The sequence below is a fragment of the Cognatishimia maritima genome (assembly GCF_900129685.1).
Classification (GTDB): Bacteria; Pseudomonadota; Alphaproteobacteria; order Rhodobacterales; family Rhodobacteraceae; genus Cognatishimia; species Cognatishimia maritima.
This window is the reverse complement of record NZ_FQWM01000002.1, coordinates 206,565-228,522: the sequence shown is the minus strand read 5'-3', so window position 1 is coordinate 228,522 and position 21,958 is coordinate 206,565. Positions and strand designations below refer to the sequence as shown.

Sequence of the window (21,958 nt, the reverse complement as noted above, 5' to 3'; positions counted from 1 at the left end):
TGTGGATCGCTACGCTTTGACGCTGCGTTGCAGAAAAATGTGCCAAAAAATTGGGGTTCTTCCTTACCAGTTTTCAGTTTTCAGCGCGATATTGGCAGGCAAGGGCTTGTGTTTGCCGCCCGAAAACTCGGCAACCTGAGCAGCGAAGGTGGTGAAATAGTCTTGGCTTTGGACATGTGCCAAGGTCTCTTTGCTATCCCACCGACCCCAATGAATGCGGCTGCTGCCGTTGTCTGCAACAGCAATTTGATATCGAAACCCGGCGGCGGCTGGGTCGCTGTTCACCGCATCAACAAAGGCTTGCATTGCAGCGCGCCATGGGGCTTCGTCGCCAGAATAGTCATAGGTAATTGTGATTCCACGCATGGTGGCTCTCCTTATTTAACATATTTGTTAAATATAGAGTGGAAGAGAACACCGAACAAGTTGCAAAACATGGGAAGGGCGCATGCATTTCTGCACGCGCCCTCACTTCTTTGTCTGCGGGGTTGCTACCCGAGCAGGCGCCGCGCAATCACCTGCGCCTGAATTTCAGCAGCACCTTCAAAGATATTCAGGATGCGTGCATCGCACAAAATACGGCTGATTTCATATTCCAGCGCAAAACCGTTGCCACCATGGATTTGCAGCCCGTTGTCCGCAGCCGCCCAAGCGACACGTGCGCCCAGTAGTTTGGCCATGCCAGCCTCTAGGTCGCAACGTTTGTCGTGGTCTTTCTGCCAAGCCGAGAAATAAGTCAGCTGTCGTGCGACCATGATTTCAACGGCCATCATCGCCAGTTTGCCTGAAACACGTGGGAAATCGATCAAGGATTTGCCGAACTGTTTGCGGTCAATCGCATATTGCATCGACACATCCAGCGCAGCTTGCGCAACACCGACCGCGCGTGCAGCCGTCTGAATGCGGGCACTTTCAAAGGTCTGCATCAACTGTTTGAAACCTTTATTTTCTTCGCCGCCCAGCAGGTTCTCGGCTTTGACTTTGAACCCATCAAAGCTCAGCTCGTATTCCTTCATGCCGCGATAGCCCAGCACCTCGATTTCGGTGCCGCTCATGCCTTCGGTCGGGAAGGGGTTTTCGTCGGTGCCCGGCGTCTTTTCCGCAATGAACATCGACAGGCCCTTGTGGTTGTCGGTGTTCGGATCGGTCCGCGCCAGCAGCGTCATAATCTGTGTGCGGGCGGCATGGGTGATCCATGTCTTGTTGCCGGTGATTTCATAGCCATCGTCGGTTTTCACCGCGCGGGTGCGCAGGGAACCAAGGTCGGACCCAGTGTTGGGTTCGGTAAAGACGGCGGTGGGCAGAACCTCACCGCTGGCGAGTTTCGGCAGCCATTTTTGTTTCTGCTCTTCCGTACCGCCGCAGAGGATCAGTTCTGAAGCGATTTCAGGCCGGGTGCCCAAAGACCCAACACCGATATAGCCGCGCGAAAGTTCCTCGGTCACGACAACCATCGAGGCCTTCGACAGGCCAAACCCGCCGTATTCTTCGGGCAGTGTCAGGCCAAAGACCCCCATATCTGCGAGTTCCTGGATGACCTCCAGCGGGATCAACTCGTCCTTGAGGTGCCATTCATGGGCGTTCGGGATGACCTTATCGACAGCATAGCGGCGGAACTGTTCGCGGATCATCTCCAGCTCTTCGTCCAGACCCGAGGCACCAACGGTGATATTGGCAGATTGCTCTTGCATCAGGACCACAAGACGCGTGCGCGCGGCCTGTGTGTTACCGTTTTGGCAAAGTGTCATCACAGCAGGTTCCATCAACCCGCGCATCTCGTCCTGAGATAGGCCGATATCTTGCAGACGGATGATTTCGCCTTGGCTCATCGGGATGCCGCCATAGATCTGCCAAAGGTATTCGCCAAAGGCGATCTGGTGGATCAACTGTTCGGTTTCGCCGAACTTGCCATCCGCGCTCAGCCGTTCGGCCCAGCCCTGCATTTGCTGCAGCGCCTCGTCGTAGGTCGCAAGCCACGACAGCGCATGCGCGGCGACTTGGTTTTCTTCAATCTTCGCACCTGACACCCGGTCGCCGTCTAGTGTAGCGTCGCGAAGTTTGCTGGTTGCAGTCTCAACGATTGCAGCCACAGGTGGCAGGGCCGCTTTGGTCAGATCGAGAAGATCAGGCAGAATGGCAGAGTTGGTCATCGAATGGTCCTGTCCGTCGTGTGCCATGAATCATATCCTTGTTTTGCTGCACTGTGACATAATCATTTTGCAACTGCAGCGCAACAAAAATACAAAATCATGTTTCAAATCGCTAATAAATTACGTGGCAGAATTCCGGAGTTGCGAGGAACGCCGAACATTCAACGCTTTTTGAGCGCGCATTCCGAGGAGAATCGCAAAGCACGCAAGAGATTTCAGACCGATATTGCAGAGTCTTAGGAACTCGCTTTGCGCAGCTGCCGGAAGACCAGCATCAGAATCAGCATCAGGACAAACAGGCCCAAAACATCCCCGATAAAGAAGGCAAAGTAATCCAACGGCGGGCTGCCAAAGGCTAGGTTTGTCAGAATGCCAATCACAATCGCAGAGATAACACCCGCCCCCATCACACAATACCAGCAGGGTTCGCGATTTAACGATGGACGGATATCGCGCCAAAGCCGCGCTATGGTCTCAAACACGATCGGGGCCACAAGAACGGCAATCGCAATGCCAGCCAAGCGACTCGGCAAGAAGGCTTTCATGCCTGCGAGATAAAAGTAAGTGAGGAACACCCCCGGCAGCAATGCAATGATAGATCGCCAGCCCAGAAGCCACGCGGTCAGAACGCGCACGCCATGCGGTAGGAAAAGCAAGCTTGCGCTGCTGTAGAAATCGACAAAAAACAGGTCTTGAACCGGTGTCAGGACCTCGAATGTCAGAATGGAAGCGACGAAATAGGCCGTAGACGCTACTGCTATTTCGACAACCAGCGCAGGCAGTCGCAACACATTTCCCCTAAGCGTTCGGCCGTTTAGACCTGTGGTGCATTCACCATATAAACGCCGCGGCGGGATGTCGAGGCTTGCGACAGGTATCCTTTGTTCACAAGTGATTTAAGTGCCCGAAAAAACGTCGGACGTGAGACATTTTCCATCAGGTCGTGGGACAGCAAGCCCGTTGTGCGCACGCCATGGTTGCGTGACGCCAATTCGGATGCTGCGTAGTAGATGTCACGTTCGACCGCTGACAGGTCTTCAAGCCCCATAGCACGTTCCATGCCCAGAAGCAGTTTTCTCAACTCAGTAATTTTGGATATATCAGTCATTATACTCGTACCTCATTATGAGACTTATACGTTCAAATAATGAGAAAATCACCTACTTTTTGAGCAAACGTTCAACTTTTTGCATGCGTGTGCAAGAAAAACGACGCCTTCGAGAATGGTAACGTTTATCAACATTTAGCTAGGGTATTCTGGTAAGACACCAGAAGGACCTTGATCCAATTTATGGATATGATTGGCCGTGAATTCCGGGAATAGCTGACGGACAAGTGGATCGTGGCCGGGGATGACCAGCTCTGGGCGGCTTGCCAGCTGCTTCAACCGAACAAATCCTTGCAGCATGTTCTCAAGGTCCACGACGATGGGAAACGGCTTTCTGGTGATGAAATTCTCGTAATAATGCGTCGCGTCAGAGGCCAAAACGAGCCAGCCCGCGTCCGTTTTCACGCGCACGCATTGCAACCCACGCGAGTGCCCGCCGATTTGGTGAACGGTGACACCTTCTGCAACTTTTGCATCGCCGTCGTAGAAAACCACCTTCCCCGCGTATAGCCGCTTTACTGCTTCGCAGACATGCGCAGCGGTGAATGGCATCTGAATTGTCGCGTGACACATGCACGGGCCGGTTGCAAAGGCCATTTCGGCGCTTTGCAAATGCAGCCGGGCATTGGGGAACATGTGAAGCCCCCCGGCGTGGTCGTAGTGCAAATGGGTGACGATCACATCTGTCACCGTCTCTGGTTGAATGCCTAGAGGGGCAAGCGCGGCCCTCGGATCAATCAGAATAGGGCGGTCGCGCTCTTGGGCCTCGGCCTCATCATAGCCTGTGTCGACAAGGATCACCCGGTCGCCCTGACGCAGCACCCAGACGAAATAGTCCATGTCATGGGGGGCATCGTGGTTGTCGTCAAAGATAAAGCTGTCGGCACGCGTGCGGCTGTTGCGCTCTGCGTATTTGACGGACAGGACTTCCCATGTGCTCATTGTGTGACCTCTTCAAACAGCTGAACTGACTTGGAGGCGACCATAGCAGACACCGCTTTGTCAAAGGCTTGGAAACGGTCGCTTGCCAAATGAAGGTCAAAGGCAGCCCTGTCAGTGTAAATCTCGTAGAGAAAAACCTGACAGGGATCACTTCCCCGGCAGACGTCAAACTGATGGCACTCTGGCTCTTCTTGCAAAGAGGTGCGGGCATTTGCGTGCATCAATGGCATGAAGTCATCGATGCACTCTGGCTTGATGGCGAACAGAACAGTGACCGCAAACATCAGGCGCGCTTTCTTTTCAGCTTGGCCAGACCGCGTTTCGTGATCGGCAGCTGGCTAAGGATGAGGGCGATATTGAGCGCCAGCAGGATCGCAGCGCCCGGGCGGCTGACAAAGACCGAAAGATCGCCGTCGGACAGGAACAGGGACCGTCGTAAGGTCTCATCAAACAGGCTCCCGAGAATGACCCCGATCACAAGCGGGGCAATCGGATAGCGCATGAGGTTCATAAAGTAAGCCACGAAGCCCACGCCCAGCATCAGGTAAAGGTCGTTGATCCCGCCGCCGACCGAGAAGGAGCCGATGGTGGTCAGCACCATGACCACAGGCAGGAAGACGGTTTGCGGGATGCGCAGGATCTTTATGAAGATCTTGGCCGTAAACAGCCCCATGATAAACATGGTCAGGCTGGCCAGCACCAGAATGGCGACGACACGCAGGATGATGGCCGGGTCAATCGTTGGTCCCGGAATGACATTGTTGATCTTAAAAGCTCCCATCAACGCCGCAGCAGGCGGGGAGCCGGGAATACCCAGCACCAATAGCGGAATCAGCGCGCCGCCGATACAGGCGTTGTTTGCGGTCTCAGAACTTAGCAAGCCCTCAAGGCTGCCCTTGCCAAATTGATCTCCTTCTTTAGAGACCGTTTTGCCAACGCCATAAGACACCCAACCGGCGACGTCTTCTCCCACGCCGGGAAGGGCCCCAACGCCAGTCCCGATCACGCCAGAACGCCCAATCGTGGGTAGGTATCGGCGGACCGTTGCAAAGTTTGGAACAATGCGGCCTTGAAGCGACAGAACCTTACCGGCCTCGATATGGCGCATGCCTTCGATGATCTGCGGGATCGCAAAAGCGCCCATCAGAACAGGCACCACCTGAAAGCCAGACAGCATATAGGACCAGCCAAAGGTGTAGCGCGGTTCAGACAGCAGCGGGTCCATGCCGACCATCGCCATGGCAAGGCCAATGATCCCAGCAATCCAGCCTTTGATCACAAGGTCTTCGCTCATCAAGGTGCCCGACAGCAGGATACCAAACAGCGCGAGCAGCGCCTTTTCGGGGCTGGCGATGTTTTTGGATATCAGCAGCAGCACCCAGACAAAGATCAACAGCGCAAAGGTGCCAATGATCGTGCCAATAAAGCTGGCTGTTGTTGTCATGCCCAGCGCTTCGCCGCCGCGACCTGCCTTGGCCAGCGGATAGCCGTCCATTGCCGTGGCCGCGCTGGCGGCGGTCCCGGGGATGTTCAGCAAAATGGATGGGTAAGACCCGCCGTAGATCGCGCCAACATAGGCCCCCAGCAGGGCAATCAGAGAGTAATCCAGCGGGATCTTATTGCCGAAGAACCCGGTCAGAATGGTGACGGCCAGAGTCGCAGTTAGCCCGGGCAGCGCGCCGAAAGTGATGCCAAGAAAGACTGAGGTGATTAGGTAGACATAGGTCAGCGGATCGACCACCAGCGACGCCATGGCACCGCCGAAACCGGCCAGTTGAGAGATCACAAAATCCATTATTTCTGGCTCCAGAGCGGTTTGAGCGACACGTAGTAGTGATATTCGATGGTTTTGAAGAAGAGGCCGCCCCGGTTAGGGACATTCTGGCGGAAGCCAAAGGCCATGGCGCAGACAAGGATTGCAGGTGCGACGAGGGCAATGACCGGGATCACGCGGGACATCCGGTCGCGCGGATGTCGAACAAAGATAAACGCGGTCAGCGCGATCCAAAGGATCAAGGTGATCCAATCGTCGTCATGCAGCTTCCAGTCTGATTGCGGCAGGTTGGCGACAAAGGCGTAAAGGCCCGCGACACCAACCACGACGGCCGTCAGGATCATGCGCTGCGCATGTCCGCCTCGGTAGCCATAGATCAAGGCAGTGATCAACAAACCACTGCAGATGATGAAATCAACACGCGGAACAAGGCCGATGACATAGGCCGCGATCGTCATGCCTATGGTGCCAAACCGCAGCGCTTCGCTGCCATCCCAGCCCAGACCGACAGAACTCATCGCGCGGGCTGCCCCGCCAGCGCGGATCGAGATCACCAAAAGGCCGATGGCCAGCAGGAACAACCCGCCAAATAGGCCAAACGGGACAAGCGCGGCAGAGTTATACCAGTCGCCGCCGCTCACACCGGCGCGGTTTTCGCCGAACAGGGGGATCGAGGTGGTTTCCCAGAGGAAGAAAAGCGACAGAACGATCAGGACAAGCGAGGTCCAGAAATCTCGTGCGCGGAGGATTGCGGTTTCTTCAGGTTGATCCAAAGTCTTGTCTCCAGACGGAAAAAGGGCGCCCACAGGCGCCCTTTCGGATTGTCACGCCTTATGGCTTGTTGATCCCAAGGGACATTGGGTCGACTGTTGTCGCGCCCAGATCCTTCAGGGTGTAAGCGAAGGTGCTTTCCAGCGTTGCAAACAGCGCTTGGGCTTCTTCGCCATACTGGCCACCAACGTCATAGTTGTTCGCGGTTGCCCACTCGGCCACGATATCAGACGCAATTGCTTTTTCGAACGCTTCGCCCAGCTTGGCTTTGATCTCATCGCTGGCAGAGTTGTGGACAGCAAAACCAATCGCCTGTTTCAGCGGCAGATATTTGTCCAAACCGTCAAAGCTGTCGAATGCGGATGGCACGGTCATGCCTGCGATTTCGACGGAGTCTGCGGTCAGCATTGCCAGCGGCTTTAGCTGGCCACCTTCGATCAGAGCGGCTTGTTCTGCAAGGGAGGTCACAACCAAGGCCACTTCGCCTGCGATGGCCGCTTCTTGACCCGGTGCAGAGCCTTTATAAGGCACAAATTTGAAGGTCGCGCCGGAGCCTTGCTCAATCGCGAGAAGGTTCAGGTGGTGGATCGACCCTGCGCCGGATGCAGCGGCTGGGATTGTACCTGGCGCTGCCTTGGCGGCATCAACCAGTTCTTCAATCGTGTTGTAAGGGCTGTTTGCCGGAACAGAGATCAGATCAGGGGAACCGCCGACAATAAACGGATACCAATAGTCGAATTTCTTGTCCCAACCGCCTTGCACCGCTGCAGTCACGTTGGATTCAGACAGGCCGACCAGCGTATAGCCGTCATCCGGTTGGTTTGAGACGTAAACCATCCCGTTGGAGCCTGCGACGCCACCGGTTTGGTTGATCACGTTGATGGACACCGGCAGGTGCTTTTCCATTTCCGCCATGATCATGCGGTTGATCGAGTCGGTGCCACCACCGGCGCCCCAGACCACGGCTGTGGTGATGTCGCGATAGGGATATTCCTGCGCGGCAGCCGCTGTTCCCAGCCCCGCAATCACGGCAGTGATCGTCACTGCTTTGCGCAATGCAAATTTCATTTTTTGCTCCTCCCGAGAGTAATGCGTTTGTTATTGCATTTATTTGCGTATGCATTAATGAATGCATTGTCAACTTATGGTTTGAAAAAGCCACGAAAAGAGCAATCCGAACGGAAAGAAAGCGGGAAAAATGGCGAACACTTTTGATATCGCGGTATTTGCAGGAGACGGGATTGGCCCTGAAATTATGGCCCCGACGGTCGAAATCCTGCGCAAAATGGCGGATGCGTCCGACAAATACGATCTGCGATTCGTCGATGCACCCGCAGGGGCCGCCCACTATGCCAAAACCGGCGAATCATTTCCGGCGACCTCGATGGAAATCGCAAAATCCGCCGATGCGATCCTATTGTCGGCGATGGGTTTGCCGGATGTCCGTTATCCGGACGGTACAGAAATATCGCCGCAGATTGACCTGCGGAAGGCCTTGACCCTATTTGCAGGCGTGCGTCCGGTCACCGTGAAGGCGGGCCAAACCACGCCCTTGAATATGCCCGAAGGCAAAGAGATCGACTTCGTTCTCATTCGCGAAAGCACAGAAGGGCTATTTTATACGCAGGGACGGGGTGAGGTTTCGGAAAACGAAGCGCGCGAAACCCTGCTAATCACACGGGAGATCTCTGAAAAGCTGTTCAAGTTCACCTTCGCATTGGCGCAAAACCGAAAAAAGGCGGGGCGCGGGACGGGGCGTGTAACCTGCGTTGACAAGGCAAATGTATTCCGCGCGTTTGCTTTCTTTCGGGATATGTTTGATGCCGAAGCCGCCAACCACGCTGATCTGAAAGCGGATCATGCCTATGTGGATGCGACCGCACTTTGGATGGTGCAGAAACCTTGGGATTTTGACGTTCTGGTCACTGAAAACATGTTTGGTGACATTCTTTCTGACCTTGGCGCGGGTTTGATGGGCGGGCTTGGCCTTGCACCGTCGGCAGATATCGGGCTTGAGCATGCGGTGTTCCAACCGTGCCATGGCTCTGCGCCTGATATCGCCGGGCAAGGGGTTGCGAACCCGATGGCGATGATCCTGTCAGCCGCCATGATGCTGGATTGGCTGGGCCTGGAGAAGGGCAATGCAGCTATGGTTGAAGACGCGCGCCGTTTGCGCGAAGCTGTCGAAGATGTAGTGGCTGAGGGCCGCGTGCTGACCCGTGATTTGGGCGGCAGTGCCGGAACCGACGAAGCCGCGCGTGCCGTTTTGGATATGCTTTTTGTATCATGACTAAGACCGAGACCCTTCGTGTGGCCTGCGTCGGAGCAGGCTATTTCAGCCAATTCCACTATGGCAGCTGGTCTCGGATCGACGGGGTCACGCCGGTTGGCAGCTGCAATCGCGACATTGAAAAGGCGCGGGCCACTGGATGGCCTGCCTTTGATGACCTCGACAAGATGCTGAGTGACCAACAGACTGATATTCTGGACATCATCCTGCCGCCGGTCGCCCATGCAGACACCATTCGCACCGCCTTGCGGCATGGGGTCAAATGGATGATCTGCCAGAAACCGTTTTGCAACGATCTGAACGAGGCGAAAACCATTGTCGCCGAAGCTGAGGCGGCGGGCGCGACCATTGTCGTGCATGAAAACTTTCGCTTTCAGCCCTGGTATCGTGCCATCAAATCAGCGCTGGACGCGGGCGCAATTGGTCAGCTGCAACAGGTCACATTCCGGCTGCGCCCGGGCGACGGGCAGGGACCAGAGGCCTATCTGGATCGTCAGCCCTATTTCCAAGAGATGGAGAAGTTCCTGATCCATGAAACCGGTGTGCACTGGGTCGATACGTTCCGCTATTTGCTTGGCGACCCGACGGCGGTTTATGCCGATCTGCGCAAGGTCAATCCGGTGATTGCGGGCGAGGATGCAGGCTATGTGCTGTTTGACCATCCCGGTGGTGTGAAGGCCATGCTTGACGGCAATCGCAATCTTGATCACGCCGCCGACAATCATCGCCGCACCATGGGAGAAGCGCTGCTTGAAGGCACAAAAGGCACGCTAAAGCTTTATGGCGACGGTCGGGTGACGCTCCGCGAATTCGGTGCACTGGACGCGCAAGACCTGCTGGCGCCCGACACATGGGACGGATTCGGCGGCGATTGTGTGCATGCATTGCAACAGCACGCGGTTTTGGGCTTTCTTGGACAGGCTCCGCTTGAAAATATCGCGTCAGACTACTTGAAGGTCATTGAAATTGAGCGGGCGATCTACGAGTCTGCGGAAACCGGTCGTAAAATCTCGTTGGGGGACCCTTGAAAGACGCAGCACAGAAATCGCTATCCAACTCTCAGCGCGCCCTGCAAGAGCTGCGCCGGATGATTTTCGCCGGCGAGTTGGCGGGGGGCACGGATCATTTGGAAAGCGAACTGGCTGACCGACTGGGCATGTCGCGGACCCCTATTCGCGAAGCGGCGCTGACGTTGGAAAATCAAGGTCTGTTGGAGCTGCGCCCACGCAAAGGGGTGCGCATCCTGCCGGTCTCGCCCAGCGATATGCGCGAAATCTATGAGGTGCTGACAGCGCTGGAAAGCCAAGCGGCAGAGCAAGCCGCGCAGCGTGGCTATAGTGAGGCGGACCTGTCTGAGCTTGCCGCCGCCATCGAAGACATGGACCGCGCTGTGGCGGATCAGGACCTTGAAGCATGGGCCGAGGCCGACAACCGCTTTCATGCCGAACTGGTTCGCTTGGGTGACAACAACCGCGTCGCGAGCATCTTTAACATGATGAACGATCAGGTCCGCCGCGCGCGTATGACAACGCTTTATATCCGTCCGGTGCCGACCAAATCGAATGCCGATCACCGCGCGGTCTATGAGGCCATTCGCCAAGGCGACGCAGAAACCGCACGACGCCGTCACCGCGAACATCGGCAGCACGCCAAGGAAATTCTGATCGAATTGCTGGAAAAACACCGGCTTAATCGTCTCTGAAAATTTTCTTTATCAAGCATCTGTTAACCACGCTCGGTCACTTTGACATATGGGATCAGCAGTTGGGGTGAGATGCGTCGTCAAGCAAAACAAGTTGTAGGCAGTGCCGCGCAGCACTTTGTGCCTTTGGCCAATTACGGATCGGTCGTGCTGATCCTGTCGCACATGCGGTCGGTCTCAACCGCGCTGACAAATGTTCTAAGCAGTCATCCAGAAATTTCAGGATATGGCGAGACTCATGTCGGTCATAGAGATCACACAGGCGCAGGACGGCTATACGTCAATCTCGTGCGGCGGGTGGGACGGAAGCCGCAGGCAAACTTCCTGCTAGACAAGGTCTTGCACAACAGGTTGGACGATGCGCCAATGCCAGATTTTTATCAGGCTCGCGCGATATTTTTGCTGCGTTCGCCCCAACCAACGATCCGTTCGCTTGTGAAAATGGCGTGGGACACAGGCGTTGCCGAGGGCGCGACGACGACGCTTGCGGCGCATTACTATGCGGGTCGCTTGGCGCGACTGGCAGATCATTGGGACAGATTTCCGGCCACGCACCGAATGGCCCTGACCTCTGAATCGTTGCTCAGCGCGCCGGAGGAGGCATTGGCGCGGGTCGGTGCGTTTTTGAACCTCTCAACCCCTCTGGAGAACCGGTATGCCGCAAATGACCAGATGGGCAAGGAAGGTGTCGGCGATCTGGGGCAAAGTGTTTCTGCCCGCGCGATCATATCAAAGCCAACTTCAGTGATGCGCGGCCCGGTTGAAGGCGTCGATCCCGAGGTTTCAAAGCTTTGTTGTTCACAGCATGAGCAGGTGCTGAAAGCAATGTCATTGCGGTGAGCCGCGCCGCCGGACAAGGTTAATACCTTGGAAAGGATAATTCGCGCAAAGTGGCCCAGCGACGGATTCTGACTGGATGTGTGATGTTCTCAATTCTCAACCCCGGATACCTGCGGCTGCCGCCATGCTTTGTGGGGCTTATCGTCTTGAAGGTCCTGCTTGCTGCAGCGGCCACAGCGCAAGGGGCAGAGCCCTATCGATTGATCTCTGGGGATCACGTGCGGCTTAATTGGGCGGGTGTTGATGCCCCGATTGAGGCGGCGGTGGATATTGATGGCAATCTGCGGCTTGTGGAAATTGGAGCTATTTCCGTTGCGGGATTAAGCTTGGATCAAGCCGAGGCGCGCATTTCCGAACATCTGACGCGTGCGGGTCTGTATCAGGCACCACAAGTGCGTATGTCGATGACAGGTTATGCGCCGGTGATCGTGATTGGCGACGTGGCGCAGCCCGGACGCTTTGACTACTTTCCCGGGATGACTGTCGCGGCCGCCATAGCGATGGCCGGCGGGCCGGGTTTGCCTGCGGAAACATCAATTGGCCTCGCGCGGCTGGACGCCGATCTAAAAGGGCAGGCGCGGGCACTAGAGCTGGAAATCACATCACTTCGGGCTGAACAACAGCGTTTGTTGGCGCTCTTGCCAGAGGCTGCTTTGGATGGGCTTGAGGGACTGCGCGACATGGATCGCGCAGAGGTAAGCCCGTCGCTTGTGACCATTGATGCCACGCTTTTGCAGGCGGACCAACGGGCTATCCATGACGCATTGATCGTGACAGAACGCGAAATAGAAGCCTTGGCGTCGCAGCAGGGCCTGATCGAGGAACGTATTGATCTGCAAAGGGTATTGGCCTCCGGCGTGCAGGAAGAACTGGCGCGTGTTCAGGCGTTGCACGACCGTGGACTGTCGACCTCGATCGCGGTTTCATTGGCGGAAACACGGGCAGCGAATGTCCAGTCTGATTTGCTTGAGGCAGAAACAGCGCTGGTGAATGTTGTTGCCGTTCTGGCGCGTGCAGAGCAACAGCGCGTCGGCATTCAAACCAACCATGAAGCTGAGACGCTCCGCGATTTGCGACACAATTTGATACAAGAATGGACTGCAGTGGCGCGGTTGCAGAGTGTTCAGCAGCAACTCCGTGCTTTGGAAAGTAGCCCTGTTGCTTTGGGCGATGCACAGCAAGAGCTTCTGATCACCCTTTCAAGTGTTCGACCGGGGCGGGGCAATGTGGTCGCCCCAGACCTTGGGGCGCAGACCATGCCGGGAGACACGCTATTTGTGTCTTGGTCCACTGCCGGTGACGGCAAGGTTGCCAGCCTTGCGGGGACTTTAAAGCCATGAGTGTGCCCGGATTGTTTGCGGACCGTCGGGTCGCTTTGATCCATTATTGGCTGGTCGGCATGCGTGGCGGAGAAAAGGTGCTTGAGGCGCTGTGCCGGATGTTTCCGCAGGCCGATATCTTTACCCATGTGGTCGACCCCAAACGGCTGAGCGAAACCCTTCTTGCGCACGACATTCGAACAACGCGCGTTGGGCGGATGCCTTTTGCGCGCAGACTGTATCAAAATTACCTTCCGATGATGCCGCGCGCGTTGGAGGAGCTGGATCTGACCGGCTATGACCTTGTGATTTCCTCCGAAGCGGGGCCGGCCAAGGGGATTATTCCGCCGCCGGGCGTGCCGCATCTTTGTTATTGTCACTCGCCGATGCGGTACATTTGGGACCATTATGCGCGCTACAAATCGGCTGCAGGTCCAGCCAAACGAGCGGTTATGGGGCCGGTTTTCCATCGGCTCAGACAATGGGATGCAACCTCGGCGGCGCGTGTGGACCAGATCGTCGCGAATTCCTCGCATGTGGCGGCGCGGATCAAATCCTATTGGCGACGCGATGCCGGGGTTGTGCCGCCCCCGGTTGCCGTTGACAGGTTTGCACCGGTCCCGAAGTCCGATGTTGGCGACTACTATCTCTGGGCGGGAGAGATGGTGCCCTACAAACGCCCCGACATTGCGATTGATGCGTTTCGGTTGCTGGACAAGCCGCTTCTGGTGATTGGTGGCCCGGACCGAGTGCCAAGCGAATTGGCGCGGAGGGCGGGGCCAAAAACCCGCTTTCTGGGCCGCGTCAGTGATGCAGATTTGAAGCACCATCTTGCGCGATGTCGCGCTCTGATTTTTCCAGGCGAAGAGGATTTCGGCATTGTCCCGGTCGAGGCCATGGCCTCTGGTCGGCCTGTGATAGCCTTCGGCAAGGGCGGGGTGCGCGATAGCGTGGTGCCCGGTAAGACCGGGTTCTTTTTCCAAGATCAAAGTGCCAGTGCTCTGGTCGAGGCGGTCAGAGAATTTGAAGAAAGCGGGCTTGAGGCGCGCTGCGGCGACGCCTGCGTGCAACAGGCAGCACAGTTTTCGGAACGCGCGTTTCAGGAGGGTATTTTGCGGAATTTGTCGCAAATCGGGGTCTGCTAAGCCGCGTTATCCTCGCTGTTGCGCCCGCAGCGTGCGGCCACTTCACAGTTGTTTTCCACATTTGGGCTTTCCTTTGCGTCGGGTCGCAAAAGGGGCAAGCCATGCACGTTCAGACGTTTGATTTTCAGGGTGGCGCTGAGAATTTTGACATTCGGTTTCCAGCAGGAGAGGGGCTGCGGTTGGCGCTATTAAATGCCCCGGCGGGGGGCGTGAAGGTGCTGACAATTGGCGAAAACCCCAATCTGGAACCGTTGATCGAAGTGCAGGGGCAATCGCAGTTTGAAGTAGAAGCTGACGATCTGGAGGCAATTCCCGAAGGGCGGCTTTGCCGGTTTAATATTTGGCACAGCTTAGGCGGTGAGATGGACTTGATTGCAGAGGGGCGCTTTTTGCGCCGCGCGAGTCTTGCGCCGGACTTGCCCGCATCGCCGTTTGAGGTGACAGAAGCCGCGCCAATTCTGCTGATGGATGGCGACAGCGTGATGCACAACATGCCCGGCACGCGGGTCTTTTTGCAGCAATTGGTGGGCCATCAATTCCGCTTTCCAGAGGGGTTTGTGCATGCAACGGGTGGCGACAGCGCACGCAAGATTTGGTTTGGCACGCCCGAGATTGTGGCGCAGATTGTGCCGGATCAGACTGTTGTTGTGATGGGGCCAGTGGGGGCCAATCAGACATTGGATGACGACAGTTTTGAAGAAATCACAAGTTTCCTTGATCAGACATTTACGGCGCTCTTGGCGGCAGGGGCGCATGTGATTGCGGTGCCAACCTTGTTGGACGGTATGGGGATCACAACACAAGACGCCAAGAAATCTGCGCTGGCCGCTTGGGTCACCGCCTATGAAACCGGCGGGGTTGTGACCTATTTGGGTGTGGATCACAGCGTTGCGGCACATGCGCGGTTTCATGCAGTGGATGTGGGGGGCTTTGACCGGGACACGATGAAATCGGATGTGTCCCATCCCAACGCGGTGGGCGCGCGCTACCTTGCGGGGCAGATTGCAGACAGGTTGGCGGGGCTGGTTAGCGCAGATGTTTTTGCAGCGCCAGAAATCGACAACTTGCTGGGCGCGGCATCCACCTTTCGCACGGGCGTCGCCGCTTCGACGAATGGCGTGGCTGGAACCGTGCCCCAAGACTGGACCGTGGCGCGGACCGAAGGCAGCGATGTTTGGACCTGTGGCTATGGCGTTGATAACAGCTTTGAGGTCTCTGTCACGGACACGCAGGGCGATGGCACCTGCACCATCAGCCTGCCGGGTCTTGCGGTCGATGCTTTGGCGGGCGACATCCTCAACTTTGTCGCCGAGGTCGAGATTGCTGAGGCGGCGGTTGGATTGAAATCTGTTGGCGTGGTTGCTTTAGGCAGCAGCCCGATGACCTTGAACACGGATTGGGCGGCTGAAGCCGGGCGATACAACTTGCGCACACCCGATGCTGCCTATGGCGCAGATACGGCGCAGCAAACGGTGCAGGTCGTCATCAAAGTGGCGGCGGGCGCGTCGGTCACGGTGAAGTTGCACCGCGCGACGGCCTTCATAGCGGGCAATGTGGCGAATAAGTTTCAGATTTCGGGAACGCCAAGCGAAGGCCTTGTTTTGGGCGCGGCTTATAGCTTTGTTCCGCAGACAAGCGGCGGGACTGCGCCATTTGTGTTTGACCTTGCTGGGGGTGTTTTGCCGACGGGCTTGGCATTGAACGCAGCGACGGGTGAGATTTCGGGCGTAGCATCGGAGGCTTCGCTGGCAGAGGGTTTGGCGCTCCGCGTTCGGGATTCCGAAGGCGCGACCGCCGTCTTGCCGTACTTTGCGATCAATGTGATCGGGGGCGACGTCCCTGTGAACCAGCTGCTGCCTGTGATTGATACCCTTTCGCCCAGCGTTGGGGACGTGCTGACAGCGACAACTGGGAGTTGGAGCAACAGCCCAACGGCCTATCAGTATCAGTGGCTTTCTTCGGGGTCTGAAATCTCTGGTGCGACGGCAGTGAGTTATGAGGTGCAGCCGCAGGACGTCGGTCAGACGTTATCTGTTCGCGTGATTGCCATCAACGCGAGCGGGTCCAGCAGCCCGGCCCAGAGCGCGGCGACCAATGCGGTGGTTGCGGCATCGGGTGGTAGCGCGTCATGGGACAGCAACATCAATACCGGCGCTCCGTTGGAGTTGGCTTACAGCGACGCGGATCGACAGGTGTCTGCAACTGCGGACATTAGCGGCGTGCGTCATACGCGGGGCGTTACCGTGCTGACCGGCAAAGTTTATCTGGAGTTCGATCTTGGCCCGCAGGTGCTGGGTGTTGGGCTAGCGACATCGGGCACAACGGCCCTAAACGGCGGTGCCTTTGGCACGGGGCGTTGTTTCTGGAGCGGCAGTTACGTTTTTCATTCGGCGGGTAACACGGCAATGGGTGCAAGCCTGCTTGACGGCGATGTTGTGCAATTGGCGGTGGATCTGGGCACGTCCGAATTCTGGATGCGCAGAAATGGGGCAGGCGATTGGAACAATGATGCCGCTGCTGATCCCGCGACTGGTGGCGGAGGGCTCGATATCTCAGGAATGACTGGGGATATTTTTGCCTATGCCGGGCTGCAAAACGACAGCACAGCGTCAGTCACCTTGCAGGGAACCGCTGATCGTCAGAGCTATGGCGCACCGGCTGGGTTTGCGCCGTTGGGTTAACGCGCTGGGCATTGTCGATCACGGCCAACACCTTCTGGGCCGCATTTGACCAGGTGAATTGCGCCACCTGTAGCCGCCCTGCGTCTGACAGGTTCTTGGCCAAGGCTGGATTGTGGGCGAGGGTTTCCATCGCCTCAGTCCAGCCTTTTTCGTCTTTGGGATCACATGTAAGCGTGGCCGTGCCGCAGACCTCAGGCACCGCGCCGGCGGTTGTCGACACAACCGGGCAGCCGCAGAACATTGCCTCGGCTGCGGGTAGGCCAAAGCCTTCGGTCAGCGAAGGCAGAGCAAAGGCGCATGCGTTTTCGTAAAGCGCGCGCAGTTCAGGGTCTGTGGCACGTCCGATGATTTTGACGCCATGATCTGACAACCACGATTTCTCGGCCACTGATGTCTCATCGCCTCCAATGATCACAAGCGGATAGGTCGTGTCGCATCGCGCCATTGCTGCGCGCCGCAGCATGTCGATGTTTTTATGGGGTGCTGCGCTGCCGAAAGCGATGAAAAAGCGCCGGGGCGTCAGCCCGTGGCGCTGCAGAATGGAGGTATCGGCGCGGAAACGCAGGATATGGTCGCCGCCGTTGGGAACCACTGAAATTGACTGCTCAGAAGCGATGCCGTAGCGGACCAACTGGGCCTTTGAAAACTCTGACACTGTCAGGACGGCCGCTGCATGGCGGGCCAGCACCGGTTGCGCCAAGCGATAAGCGTTGCGAAAGAGGGGGGCGTAGCTTTGTGGCGTCAGATGCACTTGGGCGTCATGGATCATCACGATCTGGTTTCGGCGCAGGATCGGCCCGGTGTTGCAAAGCGAAAGCAACAGGTCATCAGGCGATGTGCGCGCCAGATGGGTTTGTTCCCAGAGATGCGCAGCGGCAGCAGGCAGGCGTCGTTTTGGTGCGACGGAGCGAATTTGATAACGTTGCCGAAAGTCCAAGTTTTGTTCAAGCGCAGCGATGAGTTGCTGCGCCACGCGGTCGACACCCGTTGGGACACGGTGCTTATAGCGGGCATTCATGAGCAAGGTTTGCATTATGATGTTGACGCTCCAAACCGTCTTAGGGACAGCGGCCTGCCATCAACTGCCTGCGCGCGACAGCCGCTTATCGACAGAATTCGCTTAAAACTGTTGGGAAAATGTTAACGATGGCACGGCAGTCTGAGACTGTCGGGTCCATTGGTCAAAGATGATCGGCAATGCTGGTCGGCTGGGGCCTGACGTTCTTTGGTGTTTCATACGGATTGCGATGCTTCTGCCTTTCGCCATAGCGGCTATTCTGGTTGTGATGTTCCTGCCGCCCCGTCATGGTGTGCTTGTCTTATGTTTCAGCCTCCCCCTGGCCACATTTGCCGTTTTGGGGAACGTGCTGTTGTCGGACCTGCTGGTCATGGCGCTTTGTGTGGCGATCTTTGTGCAGGTGCTGCTGACCCGTCGGGTGATGCTTAAGACAGCGCAAGGACCGCTCGTCTGGCTGGCGCTGCTCCTCCTTTGGGCGGGGCTTGGCGCGTGGTTTATGCCGCGCATATTTGATCATGCAAGCGATGTGGTTACGCTGCGGCAGGTCGATGGGCGCTTTGTGATCGACAGTTTTCTACTGGAACCAAGCGGGGCTAACGCGACACAATTTGTGCGGTTGGTCTTGTCCGCAGGTGCGTTCGCCGCGATTGCAACCCCGCGACTTGGCGCTGACCCGCACAGGGTGGTGCTGCGTGCCGTGGCGGTTGCAACGATTGTGCACATCACCTTGTCCGGGCTGGACTGGATGGGCCATGCGTTTGGGGTCCCTTGGCTTATGTCGCCGGTCCGCACGCTGCCGCAGGCCATTTTGGTCAATCAGCACTACCCGGGGCTACGACGCCTTATTGGCGGTTTCACAGAACCGGCCAGTTTTGGGCTGTTTACCTTGGGCTTATACGCCTTTTGGCTGAGGTTCGCCTTGGCAGCGTGGCAATCCCTTTGGCCAGCGCTATGCGCGGTGGTTCTGGGGGGATTTGCGGTCAGGTCGACGTCTGCGGCAGCTATGGGGGGCTTTGCCGCAATAACAATTCTTGCGGCGCTGGGTCCGGGTGGGTTTTTGCACAGAGGTTTTGGCAGGGGTTCGCAGCGTCGGAATGCGATTTCCTTTGGCGTGATTTTATTCTCACTGGCCCCTGTTTTGATCGCTGGCGCCATTGTTATTGTTCAACTCTTTCCTGACGTGCGCGCGGTGCTGGAGACCGGGCTGCTGGGCAAGCTGACGTCACAGTCGGCGACAGAGCGGCTTGGTTGGAACGCGCAGGCGATTGAAAACCTGAAGGACAGCTTTGGACTGGGCCTTGGGATTGGAAGCGCGCGTGCGTCAAGCTGGGGATTAAGCGTGCTGGCCAATCTCGGCTTGCCCGGCGCGCTTCTGTATGGGGGATTTCTGTATTCGGTCCTGCGCCACCCAAGCGGTGGCGACCGGAGGTGGAACGATTGCACCCCTACCATCGACGCCCTGCGCTGGGGCTGTTTTGCGATACTTCTGCAATCAATGCTAACCGCGCCCTTCCCGAACCTTGGCGTGCCATTTTTCGTCATGGCAGGGTTTTGCGTTGCGCTCCGGCAGGCGGGGCAGCAGGGATCATCGGCGACTGGCAGTCGCGCGCGGGCGGTGCCGCCGCGCCGTGTGCTGCCATGACACCGCGCCATCCATCCATCGACATCAGCCGGGGTATTGCAATGATCCTTGTGGTCTTTGGCCATGCGCTGATCGGAGTGATGGCCGCTGTTGGAGAGACGGCCTTGGCGCGGTTCCTTGTGATCCTTGTCTATACCAGCCACATGCCCCTGTTCTTTGCGCTCTCGGGCGCGCTTTCTGGGCGCTTGATGGCCTTGCTGTGGTGGACCTTTCTAAGCGAGCTTTCGCGCCGCATATTGTGGCCCTATGTGCTGTGGAGTGTGCTGATTTTGTCGGCGCACTATCTGATGCGGCAGCATACAAATACGATGCCCACTGGATTTCGACCTTGGGTGATCTTGTGGCAACCCCCTGCGGTCATGTGGTTTTTGTGGGTTCTGGGGCTGTCATTCGTGGCGCGTCGTTTGTTGGTCGGGCTTCCCAAACGTGTTGTCGCACTCATCGGGCTGGGCACGCTGATGGCCGCGTATGCATTGACGTTGCCTATCGGTAATGCGCGCTTCGTCGGGGTGTTTTTGATCGCGACGTTGATCCCACTCCGCTGGTTCACGAGCCCACCGTCTGCTGCCCTTTTGGGGGGTGCTGCACTCGTGATGATCGCAACGGCGGGCCTTGCGTGGCACGAGGCTTCAACCAAACTAATCGGCTATCCAGCGGGGGCAGCTATTTACCTGCCTGCCATGGTTGCGGGCCCGGTGCTGTTGCTGTCTGCAAGTCACGTGCTGGCAAAGCAATCTGCGCTGCGTTTTACAGTGCATCTTTCCAGCGGCTTGGCGGCAATCGGGCGTCACTCCATGGCGATATTTGTGACCCATATTTTTGTCACGGCCGGGGTGCGCATTCTGTTGCAGGGCGTGGGGGTGGATGCGTTTTGGACCTTGGTTGCCAGTTGCACTGTCGCTGGGGTTATGCTGCCGCTTTGGATCAGCCGGTGGGCGGATGCCATTGGCGCGTCACCGTTGCTGGGCTGGCAAAGGTGACGCGCCGGAAATGGGCTGAGAGGCGAAAATATCTGGTGATAGACATCCCAACCGCCGCGCAAAGGCCAGAGATACGGCCGCGATCACACCAGTCGCTGCGAGCTTCAGCCCAGTCTCCAATACAGTGCCAGTCGACGGGAAAACCTGCCAGATCAGGGTCACGCCGCCGCAATATAACGCCAGCACGGCGAACGATCTTATGACCTGTGCAACAGCCGTGTTTAGGTTGATCCGACGGGATAAAACAAACATGGCTGCTAGGGCGGTTAGCCCTGCAAGCCCCGTCTGGAGTGCGGCCAACAGGGCCACCCCCAGCGGCGCCGCGAGGACGGTAACAACCAGAAACAACCCGGTCCAAATCAGGTTGTGACGGAGCGCGGCCATATTGTCGTTCAGCGTTGCGAGTGCCGGTTCCAATAGGCTGTTTATCCCGAGAAAGGCGGCCCGAAATATCAACACCTGACTGACGGCAAATGCGGTGAGGAAATCAGAGTTTGAGGCCATCGTTAGAATCGCACCGCCCGACAGGACAAAGAGTACGACGATGCCGCCTGAAAGCAAAAGCAGTGCAGCCAGGTAGTTGGCAAAGATTTGGGCAATGGGGTGACCCAGACGCTGCGCCCGCGCCAAGGTTTGCAGCGCAAAAAGCCGCAGCGGGTGGGTGATCAACTCAATGCATGCAAAGGCCAAGCGGTGCGCGATGCGGTAAATGCCTGATTCTGTGGTGGAAAACAAATATGCAAGGATCAGGTCGGTGCCAAAGTTTGACAGGTATTCCAATAGCCGCGTGCCATAGAGACCACGGGCGTAACAGGCGGCGTTGCTGAGGATTTGGCGCGAGAACTGCGCCTTTGGCTGCAGCGGGCCGCACCAAAACAAGAGCCAGACCCCCAACAGGACCTTGATGGCGCGAAAGATCAAAAGCGCAAAGACCGATGGCCAGATCAGCAACGCGATACAACCCGCTGTCAGGCTAATCAGGTTGATCGCCAGTTGCCGTTGACACAGGGTTTGCATGTGCCCCAAACGACTGTGGCATGCCGTTGCCCAAGCCACCATCGCCGCTGCGGGCTGCAGCAGCGCAAAACCCAACAAAAGTAGTTCTAGAAGCGGCGCGGCAAAGACCTCTGACATTGGTTGCGCCATCATCCAGAGGCCCAGGCCGCCAAGCGTGCCAAGCCCAAGGATCGTCCAAAACAACGTGCTAAACAGGGGGGTGTCGTCCGCGTCAGAGGTGACTAGAAAATGGTGAAACCCGGTGTGGGTCAACATCACCACAAATTCGACAGAGACAATCGCCAAGGCATAGGCCCCATAATCGGCGAGCGGCATCACCGAGATTGCCAACAGCATCAGAACCAGCCCAGACATTTGCTGTGTGCCTTGGCTGGCCAGTGCGACAATGCCGGTCCGCAATGGGCCGCTATGGGTGGGGCGTGGGGGCATTTGCAAATATCCGGGGCGTAAAGCCTTTGTTAAAGCCTGCCCCTGTATTTCAGTAAAAAGTAAATAAAATCTGGACGTTCTTGCGCGGTTCCTTTGCCAGTCGGTGTTGGCAGGCGGCGGGATGCGTTCGGGGCCATCGCCGGAGCACAG

20 protein-coding genes are annotated in these 21,958 nt (G+C 57.2%); 9 read left to right on the top strand and 11 right to left on the bottom strand.

Going from position 1 to position 21,958, the window contains the following annotated elements:
- Positions 1 to 63 precede the first annotated feature (63 nt).
- The 9 genes from BUA39_RS06480 to BUA39_RS06440 form a co-directional block, all read right to left on the bottom strand.
- Positions 64 to 366, bottom strand: coding sequence for a hypothetical protein (locus tag BUA39_RS06480; RefSeq protein WP_072792078.1), 303 nt, complete (start codon positions 364 to 366; stop codon positions 64 to 66).
- Between the two features lie 125 nt (positions 367 to 491).
- Positions 492 to 2,177, bottom strand: a complete 1,686-nt coding sequence (locus BUA39_RS06475) for an acyl-CoA dehydrogenase family protein (protein WP_072792077.1) — start codon at positions 2,175 to 2,177, stop codon at positions 492 to 494.
- 209 nt (positions 2,178 to 2,386) lie between these two features.
- The gene (locus BUA39_RS06470) at positions 2,387 to 2,938 is read right to left on the bottom strand and encodes a hypothetical protein (protein ID WP_242648547.1); all 552 of its coding nucleotides are present in this window, start codon (positions 2,936 to 2,938) and stop codon (positions 2,387 to 2,389) included.
- A gap of 26 nt (positions 2,939 to 2,964) precedes the next feature.
- Positions 2,965 to 3,258 (bottom strand): hypothetical protein, encoded by a 294-nt coding sequence (locus BUA39_RS06465; protein WP_072792075.1) that lies wholly within the window; start codon positions 3,256 to 3,258, stop codon positions 2,965 to 2,967.
- Positions 3,259 to 3,393: 135 nt separating this feature from the next.
- A complete protein-coding gene (locus tag BUA39_RS06460; protein ID WP_072792074.1) occupies positions 3,394 to 4,200 on the bottom strand; it encodes an N-acyl homoserine lactonase family protein in 807 nt (268 codons plus the stop codon).
- Positions 4,197 to 4,484 (bottom strand): putative quinol monooxygenase, encoded by a 288-nt coding sequence (locus tag BUA39_RS06455; protein WP_072792072.1) that lies wholly within the window; start codon positions 4,482 to 4,484, stop codon positions 4,197 to 4,199. The genes BUA39_RS06460 and BUA39_RS06455 overlap by 4 nt, the downstream gene beginning before the upstream one ends.
- A complete protein-coding gene (locus tag BUA39_RS06450; protein ID WP_072792071.1) occupies positions 4,484 to 5,995 on the bottom strand; it encodes a tripartite tricarboxylate transporter permease in 1,512 nt (503 codons plus the stop codon). Before BUA39_RS06450 ends, BUA39_RS06455 begins: the two co-directional genes overlap by 1 nt.
- Positions 5,995 to 6,747 carry a hypothetical protein gene (locus tag BUA39_RS06445; RefSeq protein WP_072792701.1) on the bottom strand — a complete coding sequence of 251 codons (753 nt, stop codon included), beginning with the start codon at positions 6,745 to 6,747 and terminating at the stop codon, positions 5,995 to 5,997. The genes BUA39_RS06450 and BUA39_RS06445 overlap by 1 nt, the downstream gene beginning before the upstream one ends.
- A gap of 58 nt (positions 6,748 to 6,805) precedes the next feature.
- Positions 6,806 to 7,813 carry a Bug family tripartite tricarboxylate transporter substrate binding protein gene (locus BUA39_RS06440; RefSeq protein ID WP_072792069.1) on the bottom strand — a complete coding sequence of 336 codons (1,008 nt, stop codon included), beginning with the start codon at positions 7,811 to 7,813 and terminating at the stop codon, positions 6,806 to 6,808.
- 130 nt (positions 7,814 to 7,943) lie between these two features.
- Here BUA39_RS06440 and BUA39_RS06435 point away from each other — a divergent pair, with 130 nt between their 5' ends.
- From BUA39_RS06435 to BUA39_RS06405, 7 genes are all read left to right on the top strand, one after another.
- Complete coding sequence (locus BUA39_RS06435) at positions 7,944 to 9,035, top strand: isocitrate/isopropylmalate dehydrogenase family protein (RefSeq protein ID WP_072792068.1); 1,092 nt, start codon at positions 7,944 to 7,946, stop codon at positions 9,033 to 9,035.
- Positions 9,032 to 10,063, top strand: a complete 1,032-nt coding sequence (locus BUA39_RS06430; protein ID WP_072792066.1) for a Gfo/Idh/MocA family protein — start codon at positions 9,032 to 9,034, stop codon at positions 10,061 to 10,063. Before BUA39_RS06435 ends, BUA39_RS06430 begins: the two co-directional genes overlap by 4 nt.
- On the top strand, positions 10,060 to 10,737 hold the full coding sequence (locus BUA39_RS06425; RefSeq protein WP_072792065.1) for a GntR family transcriptional regulator: 678 nt from the start codon (positions 10,060 to 10,062) through the stop codon (positions 10,735 to 10,737). The genes BUA39_RS06430 and BUA39_RS06425 overlap by 4 nt, the downstream gene beginning before the upstream one ends.
- Before the next feature lie 72 nt (positions 10,738 to 10,809).
- Positions 10,810 to 11,577, top strand: coding sequence for a sulfotransferase family protein (locus BUA39_RS06420; RefSeq protein ID WP_072792063.1), 768 nt, complete (start codon positions 10,810 to 10,812; stop codon positions 11,575 to 11,577).
- 83 nt (positions 11,578 to 11,660) lie between these two features.
- Positions 11,661 to 12,917: a polysaccharide biosynthesis/export family protein gene (locus tag BUA39_RS06415; RefSeq protein ID WP_072792062.1), complete on the top strand. Its 1,257-nt coding sequence runs from the start codon at positions 11,661 to 11,663 to the stop codon at positions 12,915 to 12,917.
- On the top strand, positions 12,914 to 14,041 hold the full coding sequence (locus tag BUA39_RS06410) for a glycosyltransferase (protein ID WP_072792060.1): 1,128 nt from the start codon (positions 12,914 to 12,916) through the stop codon (positions 14,039 to 14,041). Before BUA39_RS06415 ends, BUA39_RS06410 begins: the two co-directional genes overlap by 4 nt.
- Positions 14,042 to 14,142: 101 nt before the next feature.
- Complete coding sequence (locus BUA39_RS06405; RefSeq protein ID WP_072792058.1) at positions 14,143 to 16,722, top strand: putative Ig domain-containing protein; 2,580 nt, start codon at positions 14,143 to 14,145, stop codon at positions 16,720 to 16,722.
- On the opposite strand, the gene BUA39_RS06400 is transcribed toward BUA39_RS06405, so the two are convergent.
- Positions 16,655 to 17,755 carry a glycosyltransferase family 4 protein gene (locus tag BUA39_RS06400; RefSeq protein ID WP_072792057.1) on the bottom strand — a complete coding sequence of 367 codons (1,101 nt, stop codon included), beginning with the start codon at positions 17,753 to 17,755 and terminating at the stop codon, positions 16,655 to 16,657. The two genes, BUA39_RS06405 and BUA39_RS06400, sit on opposite strands and share 68 nt — an antisense overlap.
- Positions 17,756 to 17,909: 154 nt before the next feature.
- On the opposite strand from BUA39_RS06400, the gene BUA39_RS06395 reads away from it, so the two are divergent.
- Both BUA39_RS06395 and BUA39_RS06390 read left to right on the top strand, forming a co-directional pair.
- Positions 17,910 to 19,382 carry a hypothetical protein gene (locus BUA39_RS06395; RefSeq protein ID WP_072792056.1) on the top strand — a complete coding sequence of 491 codons (1,473 nt, stop codon included), beginning with the start codon at positions 17,910 to 17,912 and terminating at the stop codon, positions 19,380 to 19,382.
- Positions 19,379 to 20,362: an acyltransferase family protein gene (locus BUA39_RS06390; RefSeq protein ID WP_072792054.1), complete on the top strand. Its 984-nt coding sequence runs from the start codon at positions 19,379 to 19,381 to the stop codon at positions 20,360 to 20,362. The genes BUA39_RS06395 and BUA39_RS06390 overlap by 4 nt, the downstream gene beginning before the upstream one ends.
- Here the strand turns inward: BUA39_RS06390 and BUA39_RS06385 are convergent.
- Positions 20,336 to 21,808, bottom strand: coding sequence for an oligosaccharide flippase family protein (locus BUA39_RS06385; protein ID WP_165610490.1), 1,473 nt, complete (start codon positions 21,806 to 21,808; stop codon positions 20,336 to 20,338). The genes BUA39_RS06390 and BUA39_RS06385 overlap by 27 nt on opposite strands.
- Positions 21,809 to 21,958: the final 150 nt, after the last annotated feature.

Coding starts and splice junctions, on each gene's coding strand:
- BUA39_RS06390 (WP_072792054.1), top strand. CDS start 19,379: ATGACACCGCGCCATCCATCCATCGACATCAGCCGGGGTATTGCAATG.
- BUA39_RS06440 (WP_072792069.1), bottom strand. CDS start 7,813: ATGAAATTTGCATTGCGCAAAGCAGTGACGATCACTGCCGTGATTGCG.
- BUA39_RS06480 (WP_072792078.1), bottom strand. CDS start 366: ATGCGTGGAATCACAATTACCTATGACTATTCTGGCGACGAAGCCCCA.
- BUA39_RS06415 (WP_072792062.1), top strand. CDS start 11,661: ATGTTCTCAATTCTCAACCCCGGATACCTGCGGCTGCCGCCATGCTTT.
- BUA39_RS06405 (WP_072792058.1), top strand. CDS start 14,143: ATGCACGTTCAGACGTTTGATTTTCAGGGTGGCGCTGAGAATTTTGAC.
- BUA39_RS06395 (WP_072792056.1), top strand. CDS start 17,910: ATGATCGGCAATGCTGGTCGGCTGGGGCCTGACGTTCTTTGGTGTTTC.
- BUA39_RS06400 (WP_072792057.1), bottom strand. CDS start 17,755: ATGCAAACCTTGCTCATGAATGCCCGCTATAAGCACCGTGTCCCAACG.
- BUA39_RS06450 (WP_072792071.1), bottom strand. CDS start 5,995: ATGGATTTTGTGATCTCTCAACTGGCCGGTTTCGGCGGTGCCATGGCG.
- BUA39_RS06430 (WP_072792066.1), top strand. CDS start 9,032: ATGACTAAGACCGAGACCCTTCGTGTGGCCTGCGTCGGAGCAGGCTAT.
- BUA39_RS06435 (WP_072792068.1), top strand. CDS start 7,944: ATGGCGAACACTTTTGATATCGCGGTATTTGCAGGAGACGGGATTGGC.
- BUA39_RS06420 (WP_072792063.1), top strand. CDS start 10,810: ATGCGTCGTCAAGCAAAACAAGTTGTAGGCAGTGCCGCGCAGCACTTT.
- BUA39_RS06410 (WP_072792060.1), top strand. CDS start 12,914: ATGAGTGTGCCCGGATTGTTTGCGGACCGTCGGGTCGCTTTGATCCAT.
- BUA39_RS06455 (WP_072792072.1), bottom strand. CDS start 4,484: ATGTTTGCGGTCACTGTTCTGTTCGCCATCAAGCCAGAGTGCATCGAT.
- BUA39_RS06475 (WP_072792077.1), bottom strand. CDS start 2,177: ATGGCACACGACGGACAGGACCATTCGATGACCAACTCTGCCATTCTG.
- BUA39_RS06465 (WP_072792075.1), bottom strand. CDS start 3,258: ATGACTGATATATCCAAAATTACTGAGTTGAGAAAACTGCTTCTGGGC.
- BUA39_RS06460 (WP_072792074.1), bottom strand. CDS start 4,200: ATGAGCACATGGGAAGTCCTGTCCGTCAAATACGCAGAGCGCAACAGC.
- BUA39_RS06385 (WP_165610490.1), bottom strand. CDS start 21,808: ATGCCCCCACGCCCCACCCATAGCGGCCCATTGCGGACCGGCATTGTC.